The following is a 21117-nucleotide window of genomic DNA, read 5'->3' on the forward strand; positions in this document are numbered from 1 at the left end:
GTCCGGTCAGCGAGCCCCGGGCATGCCCAGCCAGGGGAACACCGGCAGGTTGGCGGGGGGCGCGGTCGTCCCCGGCCGGGCCTTGATCGACACGCTGCCGTTGGTCTGGCAGATGGTCTTCACACCCGCACTCTGGCAGGTCGGGCGGGCGTCAGCGGCCGGAGCCACCGCGACCGCCGCAGCCAGCAGGCCGGCTACCAGCAGTGCTGGAGTGATTCGATCTCTCATGTGACACCTTCCGGCTTGGTCTGTCGCGGTATTCGCGATGGTGATTCGGGGGTTACGGGCAGGCCGAGATGATGACCCCGGCGGCGGGGCTCATCGGCGTGCCGATGGCCGCCGCGCGTGCGATGGCGTCCTGGCGGGCGGCCTCGACGGTGGGTCCCGCCCCGCCCGCCACCACGTCGGTGGCGTCGTCGCCGACGGACACGATGCACAGGTTGTCGTTGGTGACCTCGTCGCTGGTGCAGTCGACTCCGCCGGCGGCCTGGCAGGCCGCGATCACCGATCCGGAGGCCTCGTCGGCGGTGGCACCGGTCGCCCGGAAGCCGACCTCGAAGCTGTTGCCGCCCGGACCGTCCTGGAGGTTCTCGAAGGTGCCCGTGCCGATGGCCTCGTAGAGATCAGGCGGGGTGTCGTCGACGGTGCCGCCCGGCCCGCCCGCCCAGGCGATGCCGCCGGCAATCCCCGCGGCGGCAATTCCCGCGGCAGCGACGGCTGGAATCCAACGAATGGCCATAGGGGTCCTCTCGTCAATACGTGACCGGGGAGAACCTAACACCTTCCGGGCAGGCGCGCCCGGTATCGATGACCGGCGTCGCTACAATCGGCAGTTGCTGTGATCCGGCCATCACCGGGGAGCTTCCGGAAGAACGGTCCTGAGCAGCGGGACCCAGTAGAACCGGACGGGAGGGCCCGTCACAGCCCGTCGATGAGCGACGCGCGCGGGCACGCGGGCGTAAGCGGGGTGGTACCGCGGCGCTCGCGCACCGCGCGTCGTCGTCCCCGTGCCTGTTACGTGGCACAGGAGACCGCTGGCGTGAGCGATCCCGACACAACCGGGGGTTACCCCCGACCGTCCGGCGGTTCGCCGGACTTCCCGGCCCTCGAGCGCGAGGTTCTGGATTACTGGGCTGCCGACGACACCTTCCGCGCCAGCGTCGCGCACCGCGACGGCGCTCCGGAATACGTCTTCTACGACGGGCCGCCCTTCGCCAACGGGTTGCCGCACTACGGCCACCTGCTGACCGGCTACGTCAAGGACATCGTCCCGCGCTATCGCACGATGCGCGGGTACCGGGTGGAGCGCAGGTTCGGCTGGGACACCCACGGCCTGCCCGCCGAACTCGAGGTCCAGCGCCAGCTCGGCATCACCGACAAGGCCCAGATCGAGGAGATGGGCATCGAGAAGTTCAACGCCGCCTGCCGCGACTCGGTGCTGCGCTACACCAACGAGTGGCGCGCCTACGACACCCGGCAGGCCCGCTGGGTGGATTTCGACCACGACTACAAAACCCTCGACCTGTCGTTCATGGAGTCCGTGCTGTGGGCGTTCAAGCAGCTGTGGGACGCGGGCCTGGCCTATGAGGGCGTGCGGGTGCTGCCCTACTGCTGGAACGACGAAACCCCGCTGTCGAGCCACGAGCTGCGGATGGACGACGACGTCTATCAGAGCCGCCAGGACCCCGCCGTCACGGTCGGATTCCGGATCAGCGAACCGGCCTCCGAACTCGACGGCGCCTACCTGCTGATCTGGACCACGACCCCGTGGACCCTGCCCGCCAACCAGGCGGTCGCGGTCAACCCGGAGGTGCAGTACGCGGTGGTCGAGGCGCAGGGCCGGCGTTACGTTCTGGCGGCGGACCGGTTGGCCGCCTACGCGCGGGAACTGGGGGAGCAACCCGTGGTCGTCGCGTCGCGCTCCGGCGCGCAACTTCTGGGTCTGCGCTACTCACCGCCGTTCGCCTTCTTCACCGATTCGCCGCACGCGCTGCACGCCTTCCAGGTGCTGCGCGGCGACTTCGTCTCCACCGACGAGGGCACCGGCATCGTGCACATGGCCCCGGCCTACGGCGAGGAGGACAAAGCCACCACCGACACCGTCGGCATCACGCCGGCCACCCCGGTGGACCCGAAGGGCCGCTTCGACGCCAGCGTGCCCGACTATCAGGGCGTCCACGTGTTCGACGCCAATGCCCAGATCATCCGCGACCTGAAGAACGGCTCGGGTCCCGCGGCGGCGAACGCTGCGGTGCTTGTCCGCCACGAGACCTACGACCATCCCTATCCGCACTGCTGGCGCTGCCGCAGCCCGCTGATCTACCGCGCGGTGTCGTCGTGGTTCGTCAAGGTCACCGCGTTCCGCGACCGCATGGTCGAACTCAACCAGCAGATCACCTGGTATCCCGAGCACGTCAAGGACGGGCAGTTCGGTAAGTGGCTGTCCGGCGCGCGGGACTGGTCGATCTCGCGCAACCGCTACTGGGGCACCCCGATTCCGGTGTGGGTGTCCGACGACCCGGCCCATCCCCGCATCGACGTCTACGGCAGCCTCGAGGAACTCAAGCGCGACTTCGGGGTGCGGCCCGACAACCTGCACCGGCCCTACATCGACGAACTCACCCGGCCCAATCCCGACGACCCGAGCGGCAGGTCGACGATGCGCCGCATCGAGGATGTCTTCGACGTGTGGTTCGACTCCGGGTCGATGCCCTACGGACAGGTGCACTTCCCGTTCGAAAACGCCGACTGGTTCCTGGGCGGGCCGGGCGAGGCGCATTTCCCGGGCGACTTCATCGTGGAGTACATCGGGCAGACCCGGGGCTGGTTCTACACCCTGCACGTGCTGGCCACTGCGCTGTTCGACCGTCCGGCGTTCAAAACCTGTGTGGCGCACGGCATTGTGCTGGGTAACGACGGACAGAAGATGAGTAAGTCGCTGCGCAACTACCCCGATGTGAACGAAGTTTTCGACCGCGACGGCTCTGATGCGATGCGCTGGTTTCTGATGGCGTCGCCGATCCTGCGGGGCGGCAACCTGATCGTCACCGAGCAGGGTATCCGCGACGGCGTTCGCCAGGTGCTGCTGCCGTTGTGGAACGCCTACAGCTTCCTGGCGCTGTACGCACCCAAGGTCGGGAATTGGCGGACGGACTCCACGCACGTGCTGGACCGCTACATCCTGGCCAAACTGGCGGTGCTGCGCGACGGCCTGACGGCGGCCATGGACGGCTGTGACATCTCGGGCTCCTGCGAGCAACTGCGCCAGTTCACCGAGGCGCTGACCAACTGGTACATCCGCCGGTCGCGGTCGCGGTTCTGGAACGAGGATCCCGATGCGATCGACACGCTGCACACGGTGCTGGAGGTGACGACCCGGCTGGCGGCACCACTGCTGCCGATGGCGACCGAGGTGATGTGGCGGGGACTGACCCGGGGCCGCTCGGTACACCTGACCGACTGGCCGGGGGCCGACGGTATCCCGACCGACCCGGAACTGGTCCTGGCGATGGACGGGGTGCGCGAGGTCTGCTCGGTGGCGTCGTCGCTGCGCAAGGCCAAGAGGTTGCGGGTGCGCCTGCCGCTGCCGAAACTCACCGTCGCGGTGGAGCGACCCGGGCTCCTCGAGCCCTTCACCGATCTCATCGCCGAGGAGATGAACGTCAAGTCCGTCGAACTCACCGGCGACATCGCCGCCTACGGCCGCTTCGACCTGACGGTCAACGGGCGCGAAGCCGGTCCGCGGCTGGGCGGGGCGGTCCAGCGGGCGATCCAGGCGGTCAAGGCCGGCCGGGGGGTGCTCAATCCCGACGGCACGCTCACCGCCGGCGAGGTGGTGCTGCAGCCGGGGGAGTACACCTCGCGACTGGTCGCCGCCGATCCGGACTACACCGCTGCGCTGCCCGACGGGTCGGGCCTGGTGGTGCTCGACGCGACCGTGACTGCGGAACTGGAGGCCGAGGGCTGGGCCAAGGACCGCATCCGCGAGCTGCAGGATCTGCGGCGGTCGTCCGGACTGGACGTCAGCGACCGCATACGGGTGACCATGGCGGTGCCCGAACAGCGGGCGGGCTGGGCGCGAACCCACCGCGAGCTGATCGCCGGGGAGATACTCGCCGTTGATCTTGATTTCGCGGAGCCTGTTGACGGGGTCGAGATCGGTGACGGGGTGCGGGTGGCGATCGTTCGGGTCGCGCCGGGCGGCGCGGGTCCTAGCGCTTCGCCATGATCCACACCTGGTAGGACAGTTCGCCGGTCTGCAGTGCCCGGTAGTTCCCGCCGCCCTCGACCCCGGAGAAGTCCCCGGCGTAGGAGCGCAGCGACTGGGGGATGAACCGGAGATAGTGGTCGATCTGGTCCTTCCTGCGCTGGGAATTCCGCTCGTAGCCCAGCAGGATCTCCGGGTTGACCACCCGCCGCGACAGCGTCTGCAGCGCGCAGCTCTCCAGGTCGGACTCCCAGGGCGGAACGTACTCGCGAATGCGGGTGTCGGTGTAGAGCAAGCGCCCCTGGGGCCGGAGCACCCGGGCGACCTCGTTGAGGAAGACCGGGAAGTGCGGGTAGGAGTGGGATGCCTCGACGTTGATGACCACGTCGAAGGACTCGTCGGGGAAGGGAAGGTTCTCGGCATCGCCCCGGACGAATTCCAGACCCGGCAGATGGTGGCGCTTCTCGCAGAAGGCGATACCGGCGGGGTTGAGGTCGAGGCCCGTGTAGGAGGCCGGAGCGAAGGTACGCGTCAGGTAGGAGGCGCCACCGCCGTGGCCGCAACTGACTTCAAGAACCTTCTTGCCGCCGAGATCGGCCTCAGTGGCGAGGCGGTGATACAGGGGTGGTGGCGGTCTGGTTCGTCGGCGGCATCGAGGGTGATCGCCATCGCCGGGTCCTCCTCGTAGCCCGGGCCGAGGTAGAGGACTTCGTCACCCGAGCGCATCAGACGGGTCATCGCCGGGTAGCCGTACTTGGCGTAAAACCTGGCGAAGGCCGGGATATGGCCGATCCGCTGCACGATGTTCACGGCGCCAGCCTAGGCCCTCTACGCGGTGGAAACTCGACCTTGAGCTAGGTCCGACGAGCTGCTCACCGGGTGATCTGAGCGGGCACCAGGTCGTCGGAGGGCGCCTCCGGCGAGTTCTCACCGTGGACGGACTCGTTTTCGGCGCCACCGTCTGCGTCTGGCGCTTCGGTGTCGGCTGTGGTGAGGCCATCAGGTGGCGGAGCCGACTTCGGCACGGGCTTCTCCCGCTTGGGCTTGGAGGGCCACCAGTTGGCCTGGCCGAGGAGTGTCGCGATCGCGGGCACCGTCACCGTGCGGACGAGGAAGGTGTCCAACAGGATGCCGACACCGACGACGAATCCGGCCTGGACCAGCGTGCTGATGCTCGCGAACAGCAGGCCGAACATCGATGCGGCGAAGATCAACCCTGCCGCGGTGATCACCCCTCCGGTGGAGCCGACGGTCTTGATGACCCCGCCGCGAATGCCGTGCGGAGACTCGTCCCTGATCCGGGAGATCAGCAGCAGGTTGTAGTCCGCCCCGACCGCGACCAGGATGATGAAGGTCAATCCCGGAATGCTCCAATGCAATTCCTGACCGAGAATGAATTGGAACATCACCACTCCGATGCCCAATGCGGACAGGTAGGAGATGATCACCGACGCGATCAGATACAGCGGTGCGATGATCGCGCGCAGCAGCACGACCAGGATCAGGAAGACGACCGCGATGGTCAGCCAGATGATCAGCTGGATGTCGTGGTTGTAGTAGTCGCGGATGTCCCGGAGCATCACCGGGTATCCGGCCATCGAGACCGTGGAGCCGGCCAGCACGGTGTTGGGCATCGCCTCCTGCGCGGTCAGGGTGATCTTGTTGACCAGATCCATCGCCTCGGTGCTGAACGGGCTGATGTCGTTCTGCACCAGGTAACGCACGGCTTTGCCGTCCGGTGAGATGAACGCCGCGGCGGCCTTCTTGAACTCGTCCCCGGCGAGGATCTGCGGCGGGATGTAGAAGCCCGCCATCGGCTCCCGGGCGGCATCGTTCTTCACCGCCAGCAGGAAGTCCGATGCCTCGCGCAGTCCCGAGCCGATCTGTTTGGTGGAATCCACCAGCAGGGAGACGCCGTCGGCGATCTGTCTGCTGGCATCGGCGAGCTGGTTGGCGCCGTTCTGCAGTGCTCCCAGCTGGGCCTGGATTCCGTTGGGGTTGTTCAGGCCCGCGGCCCGGATCGCCGCGTTGACCGTGTCGACCGCGCTCTGAAGTCCGGTCGCCGTCGCGTCGAGGGTCTGCGACGAGCTCGCGGCCTGCAGTTGGCGGCCGAGGTCGGCGATGGTGGTGAACGTTCCGGCGTCGCGCGCGTTGAGCACCTGGCGCAGGTTGTTGCGGGCGTCCACGCACGCTGGGTCCGCGTCGCAGACCGGGTTGCCGTCCAGGGCGTTGACCACCGGTCCGGCCCAGTTGACCAGGTTGTCGAGGTTGGCCAGGTTGGTCCCGATCGCGTCGCCGAGGGTATGCATCCCGCGGAGCAGCTCGGCGGCGTTGCCGATCTCGTTGAAGGTCTTGTTCCCGCCGAATTGGCTCTGCATCGCCGAGAGTGCCGACAGCAGGCCCTGCACGGTCGCCACGGCCTGACCGACCTGTCCGCGCACCATGCCCAGGGCGTCGGCGAGCTGGCCGGCGCCCTGGTCGAGTTGATTGAGTTCGGCGTCACGGGACTGAATCTGATCGGCGGCGTCGTCCATCCGGATGCCGACCTCGCCGGCCTGATAGCTCAGGCGGGCCTGTTCGAGCGACTCGCCGGTGGGCCGGGTGATGCCGCGCACGATCGCCACACCGGGGATCTGGCTGATCCGCTGCGCCATCTGTTCGAGGGACGCCAGCGCCTCGGGGGTTCGCAGGTCGCGGGGCGACTCGATGAACAGATACTGCGGGATCGTCTGGTTGAGCGGGAAGTGCCGGTCGAGTGCCACGTAACCGATCGAGCTGTCGGCGTCCTGGGGCAGCGCCTTGCGGTCGTCGTAGTTGTAGCGGACGAAGCCCGCGCAACTGGCCAGTGCGACGAGCACCACCAGGCTGGCGATCAGATTGGTCTTCGGCCGCCGTACGATCCGGATTCCCGATCGGCGCCAGAGCCGGGAGGTCAGGTCGCGGCGGGGCTTGACCCACGACCGCCGGCCGGCGAGCGTCAGCAGCGCCGGCAGGAAGGTGACCGCGGCCACAAACGCGATGCCGATGGCGACCGCCAGGGGGACGCCGACGGTGGCGAACACCGGCAGGCGGGTGAAGACCATCCCGAGGAAGGTGACGGCGACGGTGGCCGCAGAAGCGGCGATCACCTTCCCGATCGACGCCATCGCCTTGATGACGGCGACATCTGATCCGTCGCCCTTGCGCAGGTAGTCGTGGTAGCGGCCGATGAGAAAGACCGCGTAGTCCGTGCCGGCCCCCACCATCATCGCGGTCAGGAACACGATGGTCTGGCTGGAGATGCTCAACCCGAAATCGGCCATGCCCGCGATGACACCCTGGGCGGTCAGCAGCGAGATGCCGATGGTCATCAGCGGCAGCAGCATGGTCAGTGGATTGCGGTAGATCACCAGCAGGATCCCGAGCACCAGAATCACGGTCGCGATCTCGATGCGGATCTGGTCCTTCTGGCCGCTGACGACCATGTCGGCGACGGTGGCGGCCGGCCCGGTGAGGTTCGCTGTCAGGCTCGACCCGGCGACCTCGTTGCGCACGGTCTCGGCGATCTGGGTGAACGCGGCGTAGGACTGCTGGGAGCCGATGTCGCCGGCCACGCCGATCGGCACGATCCAGGCCTTGTTGTCCTTGCTGCTGAGGACCTCCCGCAGCGGCGGGGTGGTGATGAAATCCTGAATCATCACGACGTTGCCGGTGTCCGCGCGCAGCGCGCCGACCAGTTTGCGATAGGTGTCCTCGTCGGCCGGCCCCAGACCGTTGTCGTCGGTCAGGACCACCAGCATCACGTTCTCCGAGCCGGACTCCTGGAAAGCCGCGGTCATCTCCCGCGCGGTGACCGTGCTCGGGGCGTCGGCGGGCAAAATCGCCACCGGGCGGCGCTGCACCATCTCGCTGAGGCTGGGGAAGGCCATCGGCAGGAAGACGGCGGTGGCGATCCACGCGACGATGACCAGCCAGGGCCAGCGGACGGTGAACCTGCCCAGCGTCTGAAACGAGCTGCTGTGCTCATGGCCGCCGCCCGCTTCGCGCTGCTGCTCGCGACGCGCGGCTATCCGTTCACGGCGGTGCCGACCCCCGCGAATGCTGATCTTTGGCCATGCCACCCCCCGATTCTATCGGGCGCGGGCTGCGTCTTCGCTGTTCGCTGAATGCGGCGATCCGCCCTGATCTGCTCGGATCGATCGTTTGCCGGGAGCCGTTGCCGGTTTAGGTGTTGCCTTCTTTGACAAAGTGGTACATCCGGTAGGCGGTTTCGCCGCTCTGCATCGAGCGGTACATCCGCGAACCGGGCAGGCAGGCGAACTCGCGCGCCGCACCGCGGAAAAGTTTGGGCACCTTCTCGTCGATCAGCGCGGCGATGGGCACCGAACTGCCGTCCATGCCGCGAACCACGTCGTCGTTGATGACCCGGCTGGAGATCAGGCGCAGCGGGAACTGCGCGAGTGCGGCGTCCCACTCCGGGACGTCGCGGCGGGCGCGCTCGTCGGCGTAGAGGAAATGCCCCCCGGGTCGCAGCACGCGTTCGACTTCGCGCAGGAAGGACCGGAAGTCGGGGTAGAGGTGCCCGGCCTCGACGCTGATCACGACGTCGTAGGAGGCATCCGCCAGGGGCATCTGCTGGGCATCACCGCAGACGAAGTCCAGACCCGGCAGCGGGTGTCGCCGGCGACACATCTCGATGCCCGGCCCGTTGAGGTCCAGCCCGGTGTAGGACCCGGGGCGCATGGTCCGCACCAGATAGGACGCACCGCCGCCGTGCCCGCAACTGACCTCGAGAACCTTCTTGCCGCCGATGTCGTACTGGCTGGCGGTGCTGTGGTAGAGCTGGATGCAGTACCGGTTGGGTTCGTCCTCGGCAGAGAGCGCAATGCCCATCGGCGGGTCTTCCTCGTATCCCCAGTCGATGAAGGGCATCTCGCTGTCATCGGAGAGCAGACGGGTCTGCAGTGCGTAGCCGTACTTTCCGAGGAAGTTGCCTACCCGGGGATTGAACACGAGGAACGCCAGCGTCCCCGCGGGGCCGATGACGAACCGGTGATTTCCGATGCGTTCGAGTGTGGACATGCCGCAATCATTGCAGCCGTGGCTAACAGTCTGCCGGCCGTACCCGATCGGTGCAGGATACATGCCAGAAGTGACAGGTATTTCGCGTACGCCGGGTAGCTAGGCGGCGTCTGGATCACCGCCCGGGAATCAGTCAGAGCGCACTTCGTGGTCGCTCTCTGCGCCTGAACCCGGGTTAGGGCAGCGAGTAGGCCAGCAGTCTCCGTGGGACGTAGAGCCGGTCGAACCACTCATACGGTACTGGCGTCTGCGTGAGGGTCTTGGTGCGTCCGCTGAGCCACTCCAGTGCCGATCTGTAGTCGCCGCCCCTCTCCTTGAGGCGAAACTGAATCCGAAACGCCTCCACATGCAAAGCCACTAGCAACCTGCCGAACGGGCCTGTGGGAAGGTCCTCGAAGACCAGTATCGATCTCCGTGCGACTCGGCGGCACTCCTCAATGAGCGATTGCGGTTTGTGGCAATGATGGAGTGTGTAGCTGAGCACGACGTGGTCGAAGCTGTTGTCGGGAAATGGTATCGAGACACCGTCGAAGAGCTGAAAGGAAATCCGAGGCACCCGGATATCGATCACGTCCACGCCTGTGACCTGAGCGCCGAACATTTCTGCCAGGCACTCGGTGAGTACGGCTGTGCCGCACCCGACATCGAGAACAGAGTCTCCGGTCTGAATGAAGTCACTGAGCATCGCGGCTTGTCGTCGGTTTCTGATCGCAATCGATTCGTTAGACCACGGCCGGAGAGTGACAGACAGATCCCGCAGTGTGGTGAGGGTGTTGTCAAAAATGGCCCCATCCCCCTTTTTTGATGTGACTGTGAAAGCGTCTCCGACTACGAAAGCATCCCAGACTGCGGAGCGGAGCGGGCGCAATCCTGCAGATCACGGCCGTCGTGGCGAATAGCCTGTCAGCCGTGTCCGATCGGTGGGTGCTGCACTTCGACATGGACGCGTTTTTCGCCTCCGTCGAACAGCTCAGCCGGCCCACGCTGCGCGGGCGGCCGGTGCTGGTCGGCGGCCTGGGCGGGCGCGGGGTGGTGGCCGGCGCCAGCTACGAGGCGCGCCGCTTCGGGGCACGCTCGGCGATGCCGATCAACCAGGCACGCAGGCTCATCGGTCCGGCGGCGGTCGTGCTGCCGCCGCGCGGCGCGGTCTACGAGGTGGCCAGCCGGCGGGTTCTGCGGGCCGCGCGGGACGTGGTGCCGGTGCTCGAGCAACTCTCCTTCGACGAGGCGTTCGCCGAGCCCGCCGACCTGGTCGGGGCCACGGCGGGCCAGGTCGAGCGGTTCTGCGCGCGGCTGCGTGAGCGGGTGCGGGCCCACACCGGGCTGATCGCCTCGGTCGGTGCCGGCTCGGGCAAGCAGATCGCCAAGATCGCGTCGGGACTGGCCAAACCCGACGGCATGCGGGTGATCCGGCGCGATGAGGAGGCTGCACTGCTGGCCGGGTTGCCGGTGCGCCGGCTGTGGGGCATCGGCCCGGTCGCCGAGGAGAAACTGCACCGGATCGGTGTGGAGACGGTCGGGCAGCTGGCCGCGCTGTCCGATGCCGAGGTCGCCGACATCCTCGGTGGCGCTGTCGGGCCCGCGCTGCACCGGCTGGCCCGCGGTATCGACGACCGGCCGGTGCGTGAGCGGGCCGAGGCCAAGCAGATCAGTGCCGAGTCCACCTTCGTCGCCGACCTGACCACCCTCGAGCAGGTGCGTGCGGCCGCGGCACCGATCACCGAGCATGCCCACCGCCGGCTGGCCCGTGACGGACGGGGGGCCCGCACGGTCACGGTCAAGATCAAGCGCACCGACATGTCCACGCTGACCCGCTCGGCGACGTTGCCCTACGCCACCGCCGAGGCCGGCACGCTGGCGGCCACGGTGGGCCGGCTGCTGCTCGATCCCCGCGAGGTCGGTCCGATCCGGCTGCTCGGCGTCGGCTTCTCGGGGTTGAGCGACGTGCGGCAGGAGTCGCTGTTCCCCGAACTCGACCAGCTCGAGGTCGACCTGGGCTACACCGAGTCGGCCGAACCGGCCGCCGAGTCTGCGGCGCCGGCGGCGCGCTGGCGGGTCGGTGACGACGTCGCCCACCCCGAGCTCGGTCACGGGTGGGTGCAGGGGGCCGGCCACGGGGTGGTCAGCGTCCGGTTCGAGACGCGCTCCAGCGGTCCGGGCCCGATGCGGACCTTCGCGCGTGACACCGCCGACCTGACCGCCGCCGATCCGGTCGCGAGCCTGGACTGGACGGATCCCGGGGAGGTCGAACCGTCAACCCCAGCGGGCGACGACATCGGCGACGGGTAGTCCCGCGCCCAGGGCGGCCATCACCAGTACCCGCGCCTGGCTGGCCCGCAGTCGCGGAACCAGCACCGCCCCGGCCGACACCAGATCGTGACCCGGGCCGTAGACGGCCCGGGTGCCACCGCCGGGCACGCGGGTGGCGATCGCCACCGCGACCCCGTGGGCGCAGGCTCGCGCGACCGCGTCGACCACCGCGGTCCCGGCGTTCCCGGCGCCCATCGCCTCGACCACGACACCGCGGGCGCCGGCCGCGGTGAACGCATCGATCGCGGTCCCGTCGGAGCCCGGGTAGGCAGCGGCGATGTCCACCCGGGGTGTCATGGTGACCCGACCCAGGTAGGGCCGCTGCCTGGCCGCCGTCACGGCGAACGACCCGTCGGCCACCCGGGCCAGCGGCGGGGTCCCGCCGAACAGCCCGGGCCCGCCGAGCGGCAGACCCAGCTTGGTGGTGCCCAGCGGCGCCCACACCGTGCCGGCGAAGCTCAGCAGTACGCCGAGTTCGCGCGCCGCCGGATCGGCGGCGACGATCAGCGCGTCACGCAGGTTGGCCGGCCCGTCGGCGTCAGGCGCGTCGGCGGGCCGCGCGGCTCCGGTCAGCACCACCGGGGCCGGTCCCGGGTAGGTCAGATCCAGCCACAGCGCCGTCTCCTCCATCGAATCGGTGCCGTGGGTGACCACCACCCCGTCGGCTCCGCCGGCGACCGCGCCGGCGACGGCGTCACCGATGCGCACCCAGTCGGCGGGTGCCAGTCGGGAGCTGTCCAGCGACATCAGATCGACGACCTCGGCGCCGACGTCCAGGCCGGACACCAGCTGGGCGCCGGTCCGGGTGGGGCGCAGCACCCCCTCGGGGCCGGCGCTGGTCGCGATGGTCCCGCCGGTGGTGATCACGACCAGCCGTGGCATGCCCGCCATCATGCAGCAGCCGAGCTGGGGGATGATGGGCGCGTGACCGACGACACCACCGCGGCGGCTGGAACGGCAGGCGCCCCCGGCGGTCGGATCGTCGCCCCGATGCCGCGGCGGCTTCGGCTGCTGCTGACGGTCGCGGGTGTCGTCGGGGTCTTCGACCTGGTCACCAAGGTGGCGGCGGTGGAACTGCTGACGCCCGGTCAGCCGGTCTCGATCATCGGCGACGCGGTCACCTGGACGCTGGTCCGCAACTCCGGGGCGGCTTTCTCGATGGCCACCGGCTACACCTGGGTGCTGACCCTGATCGCCCTGGGTGTGGTCACCGGCATCGTCTGGATGGGCCGCCGGCTGGTGTCGCCGTGGTGGGCGCTGGGGTTGGGCCTGATTCTCGGCGGGGCGCTGGGCAATCTGGTGGACCGGTTCTTCCGTGCCCCCGGGCCGCTGCGCGGGCACGTGGTGGACTTTCTCTCGATCGGCTGGTGGCCGGTGTTCAACGTCGCCGACTCGGCCGTCGTCGGTGGCGCCGCCCTGCTGGTGGCGCTGTCGCTGTTGGGCTACGACTTCGACTCCGTCTCGCGCCACAAGCCGGGCGCCGCGCCCGCCGGCGGGACCGATCCGGCCTGATGCGCGAACGGTCGGTGGCGGTGCCGGAGGGCCTTGCGGGCATGCGGGTGGACGCCGGGGTGGCCCGACTGCTGGGACTGTCGCGCACCGCAGCCGCCACGGTGGCCGAGACCGGCGGGATCGAGATCGACGGCGTCCGGGCCGGCAAGTCCGACCGCCTTCCCGCCGGTGCGCTGCTGACCGTACGGCTGCCCGAGGAGCCCGCGCCGCCGCGCAATGAGCCGGTCGCGGTCGAGGGTATGACCGTGCTCTACGCCGACGAGGACATCGTGGCCATCGACAAACCGCCGGGAGTCGCCGCGCATGCGACCGTGGGCTGGCACGGGCCCACCGTGCTCGGCGGACTGGCCGCGGCCGGCTACCGGATCAGCACCTCCGGCATTCACGAACGGCAGGGCATCGTGCACCGCCTCGACGCCGGCACCTCCGGGGTGATGGTGGTCGCGCTCTCCGAGCGGGCCTACACCAGCCTCAAACGGGCCTTCAAGCAGCGCACCGTCGACAAGCGCTATCACGCCGTGGTGCAGGGACACCCCGATCCCCCCAGCGGAACGATCGAGGCGCCGATCGGCCGGCACCGCGGCCACGACTGGAAATTCGCGGTGACCGAGCGGGGCCGCCACAGCATCACCCACTACGACACCCTGGAGATGTTCCGGGCGGCCAGCCTGCTCGACGTGCACCTGGAAACCGGACGTACCCATCAGATCCGGGTGCACTTCGCCGCCCTGCACCACCCGTGCGTGGGCGATCTCACCTACGGCGCCGACCCGGTTCTGACCCAGCGGCTGGGTCTGCAGCGGCAGTGGCTGCACGCCCGCTCGCTGGCTTTCGCCCACCCCGCCGACGGCCGACGCGTCGAGTTCACCAGTCCCTATCCGGCTGATCTGCAGCACGCCCTCGATGTGCTGCAGGCCGAGACGTGAGCACCGACTCGCGGCGCGGCGTCGACGCCGCGGGGTTGGCCTTCGCGTTCGGCGCCTACGGGCTGTGGGGCCTTTTCCCCCCGTTTTTCACCTCCCTGGACCCGGCCGGGGCGGTGGAGATCACCGCGCATCGGATCGTGTGGACCTTCGTGTTCCTGCTGGCCGTGCTGGTGGCCTTCGGCCGGCTGGGCGGACTCAGGGCGATCCGCCCGCGCACGTGGCTGCTGCTGGCCTGTGCCTCGGCGCTGATCTCGGCCAACTGGTTGATCTATGTCTACGCCGTCAATGCCGACCACGCGGTCGACGCCGCGTTCGGGTACTTCATCAACCCGCTGGTGAGTGTGCTGCTCGGGGTCTTCATTTTCGGCGAGCGCCTCAATCGGGCACAGTCGGTGGCGTTGCTGATCGCCCTCGGGGCGATCGTGCTGCTCTCCGCCGGGGTCTCCGGTCCGCCGCTGATCGCGTTGGGCCTGGCCGTCAGCTTCGCGCTGTACGGCGCGGTCAAGAAGGTGGTGCCCGTCGATCCCCAGGTCAGCGTCGGCGTCGAGGCCGCCTTCGCCGCGCCGGTCGCGGCGGTGTACCTGGTCGGCCTGCACCACGGCGGGCACGCCCACTTCATCGGCTACGGGCCCGGCCAGATCGCGCTGCTGCTGCTGTGCGGGCCGGTGACCGCCGTGCCGCTGCTGATGTTCGCCGCAGCGGCCCGGCGGCTGCCGCTGGTCACCCTCGGGGTGATGCAGTACCTGACGCCGTCGATGCTGATGGCCTGGGGCGTCCTCGTCGGCCATGAGCCCATGTCAGCCACGCGCTGGGTGGGCTTCGCGCTGATCTGGACGGCTCTGGCGGTGTTCAGCACCGACGCCCTGTCTCGCGCCCGCCGGGGGGCAGAGGGTACGTTGCTGGCATCATGACCGAGCCGAAGAGCAAGAGCCGGCGAAACGCGTTGATCGCGTTGCTGGCGGTGCTCGCCATCATCGGGCTGGTCGTGCCCGGGCTGGGGTTGGTGAACTTCCAGAAAGCGACCGCGCCGGTCACCCCGACGACCACCACCGCCCCACCCGCGCTGACCATCAAGCCGCTGCCGGTACGCACCGTGATCAGCGGCTTCGTCACCACCCCCGAGCAGTGCCCGGCTCCGGCGCCCACCCCACCGGACAAGCCGACCCGGATCTGTGATCTGACCAAGACCGCGGTCTACGAATTGGAGCCGGAAGGCATGCGGCTGCAGCTGACCAACGTCGACTCGTTCCGCAACCCCCTGACCGGCGTCGAACTGGTCCAGATGTCGATGACGCCTGAGTCCGCACAGCAGTTCGCCGAGTTCACCGGCGCCCGCGTCGGCAAGCAGGTCGCGCTGGTGCGCGCCGGGTCGGTGGTCTGGGCGCCCAAGATCGCCGGCCCGATCGACGGCCAGGTGATCCAGCTCTCCGGAGACGACCTGACCGCCGAGCAGGCCACCAAGATCGCCGACGCGCTGCGCGACGCGACCTGACCGGGACACGGCCCGCCGACACGCCGAACACGTCGACCGCCCCACCTAGACTGACGGGCGCCATGGGGAACAGCGCCGAGTTCGTGCACCTGCACAACCACACCGAGTACTCGATGCTCGACGGCGCCGCCAAGATCACACCCCTGCTCGCCGAGGCCCAGCGGCTGGAGATGCCGGCCGTCGGCATGACCGACCACGGGAACATGTTCGGCGCCAGCGAGTTCTACACCGAGGCGACCGCCAGGGGAATCAAGCCCATCATCGGGGTGGAGGCCTACGTGGCCCCCGGTTCTCGTTTCGACACCCGCCGGATCCTGTGGGGCGACCCCGGGCAGCGCGCCGACGACGTCTCCGGCGGTGGGTCCTACACGCATCTGACGATGGTCGCCGAGAACGCCACCGGCTTGCGCAACCTGTTCAAGCTGACCTCGCTGGCCTCCTTCGAGGGCCAGCTGGGCAAGTGGTCGCGGATGGACGCGGAGATCATCGCCGAACACGCAGCGGGAGTCATCGCCACCACCGGATGCCCGTCCGGGGAGGTGCAGACCCGGCTGCGGCTGGGCCAGGTCGACGAGGCGCTGGCGTCTGCGGCGCGCTGGCGGGAGATCTTCGGTGCGGACAACTACTTCTTGGAGCTGATGGATCACGGGCTTTCCATCGAGCGCCGGGTACGCGACGGACTGCTGGAGGTCGGCCGCAAGCTGGGTATCGCGCCGCTGGCCACCAACGACTGCCACTACGTCACCCGCGACGCCGCGCACAGCCACGAGGCGCTGCTGTGCGTGCAGACCGGTAAGACCCTGTCCGACCCGAACCGGTTCAAATTCGACGGCGACGGCTACTACCTGAAGTCGGCCGCCGAGATGCGCGCGCTGTGGGATGCGGAGGTACCCCAGGCCTGCGACTCCACCCTGCTGATCGCCGAGCGGGTGCAGTCCTATGACGATGTGTGGACGCCACGCGACCGGATGCCGGTGTTTCCGGTGCCCGAGGGCCACACCCAGGCCAGCTGGCTGCGTCACGAGGTGGATGCCGGGCTGTCCCGGCGGTTTCCGGGCGGGACGCCCGACGAGTACGTCAGCCGGGCCGGCTACGAGATCGAGGTGATCTGCGACAAGGGCTTTCCGTCCTACTTCCTGATCGTGGCCGACCTGGTCAACCACGCCCGTTCGGTGACCATCAGGGTCGGCCCCGGCCGCGGCTCGGCGGCGGGGTCACTGGTGGCCTATGCGCTGGGGATCACCGACATCGACCCCATCGAGCACGGGCTGCTCTTCGAGCGGTTCCTCAACCCCGAACGCGCGTCGATGCCCGACATCGACATCGACTTCGACGACCGCAGGCGCGGCGAGATGGTCCGCTACGCCGCCGAGAGATACGGCAGCGACCGGGTCGCCCAGGTGATCACGTTCGGCACCATCAAAACCAAAGCCGCTTTGAAAGACGCCGCCCGGGTGCATTACGGCCAGCCCGGGTTCGCCATCGCCGACCGGATCACCAAGGCGCTGCCGCCGGCGGTCATGGCCAAGGACATCCCGCTGGCCGGGATCACCGATCCGGGCCACGAGCGGTACAAGGAGGCGGCCGAGGTCCGCGGGCTGATCGACACCGACGCGGACGTTCGCACCATCTACGAGACCGCGCGCGGCCTGGAGGGCCTCGTCCGCAACGCCAGCGTGCACGCCTGCGCGGTGATCATGAGCTCGGAACCGCTGATCGAGACGATCCCGCTGTGGCGCCGCCCCCAGGACGGCGCGGTCATCACCGGCTGGGACTACCCGTCGTGCGAGGCGATCGGGCTGCTGAAGATGGACTTTCTGGGCCTGCGCAACCTGACGATCATCAACGACGCGCTGGAGAACATCACCGCCAACCGCGGCATCGACGTCGAGCTGGAGGCCCTGTCGCTCGATGATGCCCCCACCTACGAGTTGCTCTCGCGCGGGGACACCCTCGGGGTTTTCCAGCTCGACGGCGGTCCGATGCGCGACCTGTTGCGGCGCATGCAACCCACCGGGTTCGCCGACATCGTCGCGGTGCTGGCCCTCTACCGCCCCGGCCCGATGGGGGTCAACGCGCACAACGACTACGCCGATCGCAAGAACGGCCGCCAGGCGATCACGCCGATCCACCCGGAACTGGCTGAGCCGTTGGAGGACATCCTGGCCGAGACCTACGGCCTGATCGTCTACCAGGAACAGATCATGCGGATCGCGCAGCGGGTGGCGGGCTACTCGCTGGCCCGAGCCGACATCCTGCGCAAGGCGATGGGCAAGAAGAAGCGCGAGGTGCTGGACAAGGAGTACGAGGGCTTCGCCGAGGGGATGCGCGCCAAGGGGTTCTCCCCGGGCGCCATCAAGGTGCTCTGGGACACCATCCTGCCGTTCGCCGACTACGCCTTCAACAAGTCCCACGCCGCGGGTTACGGGCTGGTGTCCTACTGGACCGCGTACCTCAAGGCCAACTACCCGGCCGAGTACATGGCCGGCCTGCTCACCTCGGTGGGTGACGACAAGGACAAGGCCGCGGTGTACCTCGCCGACTGCCGCAAGCTGGGCATTACCGTGCTGCCGCCGGACGTCAATGAATCGGAGCTCAATTTCGCCTCGGTGGGCGCCGACATCCGGTTCGGGCTGGGCGCGGTGCGCAACGTCGGCGCCAATGTGGTCGGCTCGCTGATCGCCACCCGCACCGCCAAGGGCAAGTTCACCGACTTCTCCGACTACCTCAGCAAGATCGAGGTCGGCGCCTGCACCAAGAAGGCCACTGAGTCGTTGATCAAGGCGGGTGCCTTCGACTCGCTGAAGCATCCGCGCAAGGGCCTGTTCCTGGTGCATTCCGACGCCGTGGAGTCGGTGCTGGGCACCAAGAAGGCCGAGGCCATGGGCCAGTTCGACCTGTTCGGCGACTCCGGCGCCGACGCCGGGGGTGTGTTCACCATCAAGGTGGCTGACGACGAGTGGGAGGACAAGCACCGGCTGGCCCTCGAGCGGGAGATGCTGGGTCTCTACGTTTCGGGCCATCCGCTCGACGGCGTCGCCCACCTGCTTGCCGGACATGTCGACACCGCCATCCCCACCATTCTTGAGGGCGCGGTCGCCAACGACACGCAGGTTCGGGTCGGCGGAATTCTCGCCTCAGTCAACCGTCGGGTCAATAAGAGCGGAATGCCCTGGGCCTCAGTGCAATTGGAAGACCTGACCGGCGGTATCGAGGTGATGTTCTTTCCGCAGGCCTATTCCGCGCACGCCGCGGACATCACCGACGATGCCGTGGTGCTCGTCGGCGCCAGGGTTCGCGTCCAGGAGGACCGGATCGTCCTGATCGCCAATGACCTGATTGTTCCGGACTTCTCCAATGACCGGGCGAACCGCCCGATCGCCCTGAGTCTGCCCACCCGCCAGTGCACGCTGGACAAGGTCGCCGCCCTCAAGCAGGTGCTGGCGCGTCATCCGGGAACCGCGCAGGTGCACCTGCGACTGGTCAGCGGCGACCGCATCACCACGCTGGAACTGGACCAGTCACTTCGGGTGACCCCGTCCTCGGCGTTGATGGGGGATCTGAAGGCCCTGCTCGGGCCGGGCTGCCTCGGGGGTTGACATGACCCCCGAGGCGGACCGGGCCGCCGGGATCACCGACTGGTTCTGGGAGCACCTGGTGCGCACTGATCTGGGGTTTGCCTCGGATCTGGTGTACCGCAACCCGGCGGACGCCCCACGCTGCGGTTCCTGGCATGCCTCTCCGCTGGGGTACTCGGTCTGTCTTTTCGGCGCTTCCGGGTTTTGTGTGGGTCAGCATTGCCAGAACTAGTGGCATCGGTGAGAATCTTCGGCGAGACTCGCGGCTGACCATGGGGGTGTGAGATGGCTGGTTCGTTCCCACAGCAGCAGGAAGGTCTGCGGTACCTGACCGAGGGAGGTCAGGAGACCGAGATCATGTACAAGTTCGGGTTCGAACTACCCGAGTTCGCCCTGTTCCCGCTGCTCGACGACCCCCGTGCGGTCGCAGAGCTGCGGGGGATGTACCAGCGCTATCTGGAGACCGCCTGCGCCCATGGGTTCGGCGCGTTGATGGGCGGGTTCGACTACCGGGCGAGTCCGGACTGGGCGGGACGACTCGGCTACTCGCCGACGGCATTGAAGGAGATGCAGCTGCGCGCCATCGACTTCCTGCGCGAGGTCGCCCGGCCGTACGTCGAACAGCTGGCGGCGGTGATGTTCGTTGGCATTGTCGGACCACGTGGCGACGCGTACTCCCTCGACCAGCCCATGGCCCCGGACCAGGCCGAGGAGTACCACTCGACCCAGATCGCAACCCTGGCCACAGCCGAGGTGGACCTCGTCGAGGCCATGACCTTCAACAACGTCCCCGAGGCGGTCGGCGTGGCCCGTGCGGCGGCCCGAGTCGGGTTACCGGCATCGGTCCTGTTCACCCTGGACAGCAACCACCGCCTGCACTCCGGGCCGACGCTGAAAGAGGCGATCGACGCCGTCGACGCCGAATGTGGAGAGGACCGGCCGGCGTTCTACGGGATCAACTGCTCACACCCGCTCGAGTTCATCCCGGCGATCGAGCCAGGCGACTGGTTCGAGCGGGTCCGGTGCCTGCGTCCGAACGCCGCGATGATGGACAAGATCTCGCTGTGCACCCTCGGGCATCTTGAGTCCGGCGACCCAGTGGACCTCGGACAGCGCATGGGCGCACTCGCGCAGCAGTACCCGCACATCGACATCTGGGGCGGATGCTGCGGCACCTGGGACACCCACCTGGAGGAGATCGCTCGCAACGTCACACCGCGCTGAACACGACAGGCGCTCATCCTCCTTCCTGGGCAGTCGGCGGCAGGATTTGCCGTATGCGCGACACCGAGTTGTACCGGCATCTGCTGGGACTGGAGACTCCGTGGAAGGTGGGGCGGGTCGAGCTGTCAGCAACCGACGGGCGAGTGGACGTGTGGGTTGTCCATCCGGCCCGGACCCGGTTCGCCTGCCCGGACTGCGAACACGAGCTGGCGGTCTATGACCATTCCGAGGAACGGGTGTGGCGGCATCTGGACTCGTGCGCGTTCCTGACGTTTCTGCATGCCAGCCCGCCACGGGTGAAGTGTCCTGAGCACGGGGTGATCCAGGTCCGCCTGCCGTGGGCCGAGCCGCACTCGCGGTTCACCACGCTATTCGAGCGGCTGGCCATCGACGTGCTCGCCGCGTGCGATGTGGCGGCCGCGGCCAGGCTGCTGCGCATCAGCTACCACAGCCGCAGACCACGCTGGTCTCGACATAGGCGGGATGGATTCCGCGTTCCCGGGCGGCGAGGGCCGGCTGGTGCTCAGTGACCCCGATGATCTGCTGACCACCGGTGTGGAGGTCGAGGCGCGACCGCCGGGCAAGAAGATCAAGCGGCTCTCGCTGCTCTCCGGGGGCGAGAAGTCCCTGACCGCGGTGGCGATGCTGGTGGCGATTTTCCGCGCCCGCCCCTCGCCGTTCTACGTCATGGACGAGGTCGAGGCGGCCCTCGACGACATCAACCTGCGCCGGCTGCTCGCACTGTTCGAGCAACTGCGGGTCCAGTCGCAGCTGATCGTCATCACCCACCAGAAGCCGACCATGGAG

At 68.4% G+C, this 21117-nt stretch carries 16 protein-coding genes and 2 pseudogenes; 11 read left to right on the top strand and 7 right to left on the bottom strand.

Features of this window, described 5'->3' with window-relative positions; all coding sequences use genetic code 11:
- Positions 1-6: 6 nt before the first annotated feature.
- Together ACKOB8_RS00075 and ACKOB8_RS00080 are read right to left on the bottom strand one after the other, a co-directional pair.
- The gene (locus ACKOB8_RS00075; RefSeq protein WP_526374375.1) at positions 7-228 is read right to left on the bottom strand and encodes a hypothetical protein; all 222 of its coding nucleotides are present in this window, start codon (positions 226-228) and stop codon (positions 7-9) included.
- Between the two features lie 52 nt (positions 229-280).
- Positions 281-739: a hypothetical protein gene (locus ACKOB8_RS00080; RefSeq protein ID WP_526374377.1), complete on the bottom strand. Its 459-nt coding sequence runs from the start codon at positions 737-739 to the stop codon at positions 281-283.
- A 192-nt stretch (positions 740-931) separates the two neighbouring features.
- Here ACKOB8_RS00080 and ileS point away from each other — a divergent pair, with 192 nt between their 5' ends.
- The gene (gene ileS, locus ACKOB8_RS00085) at positions 932-4228 is read left to right on the top strand and encodes an isoleucine--tRNA ligase (protein ID WP_526374379.1); all 3297 of its coding nucleotides are present in this window, start codon (positions 932-934) and stop codon (positions 4226-4228) included.
- Here the strand turns inward: ileS and ACKOB8_RS00090 are convergent.
- The 4 genes and pseudogenes from ACKOB8_RS00090 to ACKOB8_RS00105 all read right to left on the bottom strand — a co-directional run bounded on the left by ACKOB8_RS00090 (position 4212) and on the right by ACKOB8_RS00105 (position 9953).
- A pseudogene (locus ACKOB8_RS00090) lies at positions 4212-4945 on the bottom strand (phthiotriol/phenolphthiotriol dimycocerosates methyltransferase). The gene ileS and the pseudogene ACKOB8_RS00090 overlap by 17 nt on opposite strands.
- Before the next feature lie 134 nt (positions 4946-5079).
- Positions 5080-8115 (bottom strand): MMPL/RND family transporter, encoded by a 3036-nt coding sequence (locus tag ACKOB8_RS00095; protein WP_526374409.1) that lies wholly within the window; start codon positions 8113-8115, stop codon positions 5080-5082.
- Between the two features lie 295 nt (positions 8116-8410).
- Entirely contained in the window at positions 8411-9268 is an 858-nt protein-coding gene (locus tag ACKOB8_RS00100; protein ID WP_526374381.1) for a phthiotriol/phenolphthiotriol dimycocerosates methyltransferase, read from the bottom strand.
- A gap of 175 nt (positions 9269-9443) precedes the next feature.
- The gene (locus ACKOB8_RS00105; RefSeq protein ID WP_526374383.1) at positions 9444-9953 is read right to left on the bottom strand and encodes a class I SAM-dependent methyltransferase; all 510 of its coding nucleotides are present in this window, start codon (positions 9951-9953) and stop codon (positions 9444-9446) included.
- A 224-nt stretch (positions 9954-10177) separates the two neighbouring features.
- Here ACKOB8_RS00105 and ACKOB8_RS00110 point away from each other — a divergent pair, with 224 nt between their 5' ends.
- A complete protein-coding gene (locus tag ACKOB8_RS00110) occupies positions 10178-11557 on the top strand; it encodes a DNA polymerase IV (RefSeq protein WP_526374385.1) in 1380 nt (459 codons plus the stop codon).
- Here the strand turns inward: ACKOB8_RS00110 and ACKOB8_RS00115 are convergent.
- Positions 11522-12460: an asparaginase gene (locus ACKOB8_RS00115; protein ID WP_526374387.1), complete on the bottom strand. Its 939-nt coding sequence runs from the start codon at positions 12458-12460 to the stop codon at positions 11522-11524. The genes ACKOB8_RS00110 and ACKOB8_RS00115 overlap by 36 nt on opposite strands.
- Before the next feature lie 108 nt (positions 12461-12568).
- Between ACKOB8_RS00115 and lspA the strand changes: the two genes are divergently transcribed.
- From lspA to ACKOB8_RS00160, 9 genes and pseudogenes are all read left to right on the top strand, one after another.
- A complete protein-coding gene (lspA, locus tag ACKOB8_RS00120; RefSeq protein ID WP_526374411.1) occupies positions 12569-13090 on the top strand; it encodes a signal peptidase II in 522 nt (173 codons plus the stop codon).
- Positions 13090-14016: an RluA family pseudouridine synthase gene (locus ACKOB8_RS00125; RefSeq protein ID WP_526374389.1), complete on the top strand. Its 927-nt coding sequence runs from the start codon at positions 13090-13092 to the stop codon at positions 14014-14016. The genes lspA and ACKOB8_RS00125 overlap by 1 nt, the downstream gene beginning before the upstream one ends.
- Positions 14013-14927 (top strand): EamA family transporter RarD, encoded by a 915-nt coding sequence (gene rarD, locus ACKOB8_RS00130; protein ID WP_526374391.1) that lies wholly within the window; start codon positions 14013-14015, stop codon positions 14925-14927. The genes ACKOB8_RS00125 and rarD overlap by 4 nt, the downstream gene beginning before the upstream one ends.
- Positions 14924-15508: a SecDF P1 head subdomain-containing protein gene (locus ACKOB8_RS00135; protein ID WP_526374393.1), complete on the top strand. Its 585-nt coding sequence runs from the start codon at positions 14924-14926 to the stop codon at positions 15506-15508. The genes rarD and ACKOB8_RS00135 overlap by 4 nt, the downstream gene beginning before the upstream one ends.
- A gap of 62 nt (positions 15509-15570) precedes the next feature.
- Entirely contained in the window at positions 15571-19107 is a 3537-nt protein-coding gene (gene dnaE / locus ACKOB8_RS00140) for a DNA polymerase III subunit alpha (protein WP_526374395.1), read from the top strand.
- Between the two features lies 1 nt (position 19108).
- Complete coding sequence (locus tag ACKOB8_RS00145) at positions 19109-19318, top strand: hypothetical protein (protein WP_526374397.1); 210 nt, start codon at positions 19109-19111, stop codon at positions 19316-19318.
- 53 nt (positions 19319-19371) lie between these two features.
- Positions 19372-20310: a homocysteine S-methyltransferase family protein gene (locus ACKOB8_RS00150; RefSeq protein ID WP_526374399.1), complete on the top strand. Its 939-nt coding sequence runs from the start codon at positions 19372-19374 to the stop codon at positions 20308-20310.
- A 53-nt stretch (positions 20311-20363) separates the two neighbouring features.
- Positions 20364-20840 (top strand): transposase family protein, encoded by a 477-nt coding sequence (locus ACKOB8_RS00155; protein ID WP_526374401.1) that lies wholly within the window; start codon positions 20364-20366, stop codon positions 20838-20840.
- Positions 20803-21117: pseudogene (locus ACKOB8_RS00160) on the top strand (AAA family ATPase); the annotation flags it as partial. The gene ACKOB8_RS00155 and the pseudogene ACKOB8_RS00160, both read left to right, overlap by 38 nt.

The sequence above is a fragment of the Mycobacterium sp. genome, assembly GCF_046091765.1.
GTDB lineage: Bacteria > Actinomycetota > Actinomycetes > Mycobacteriales > Mycobacteriaceae > Mycobacterium.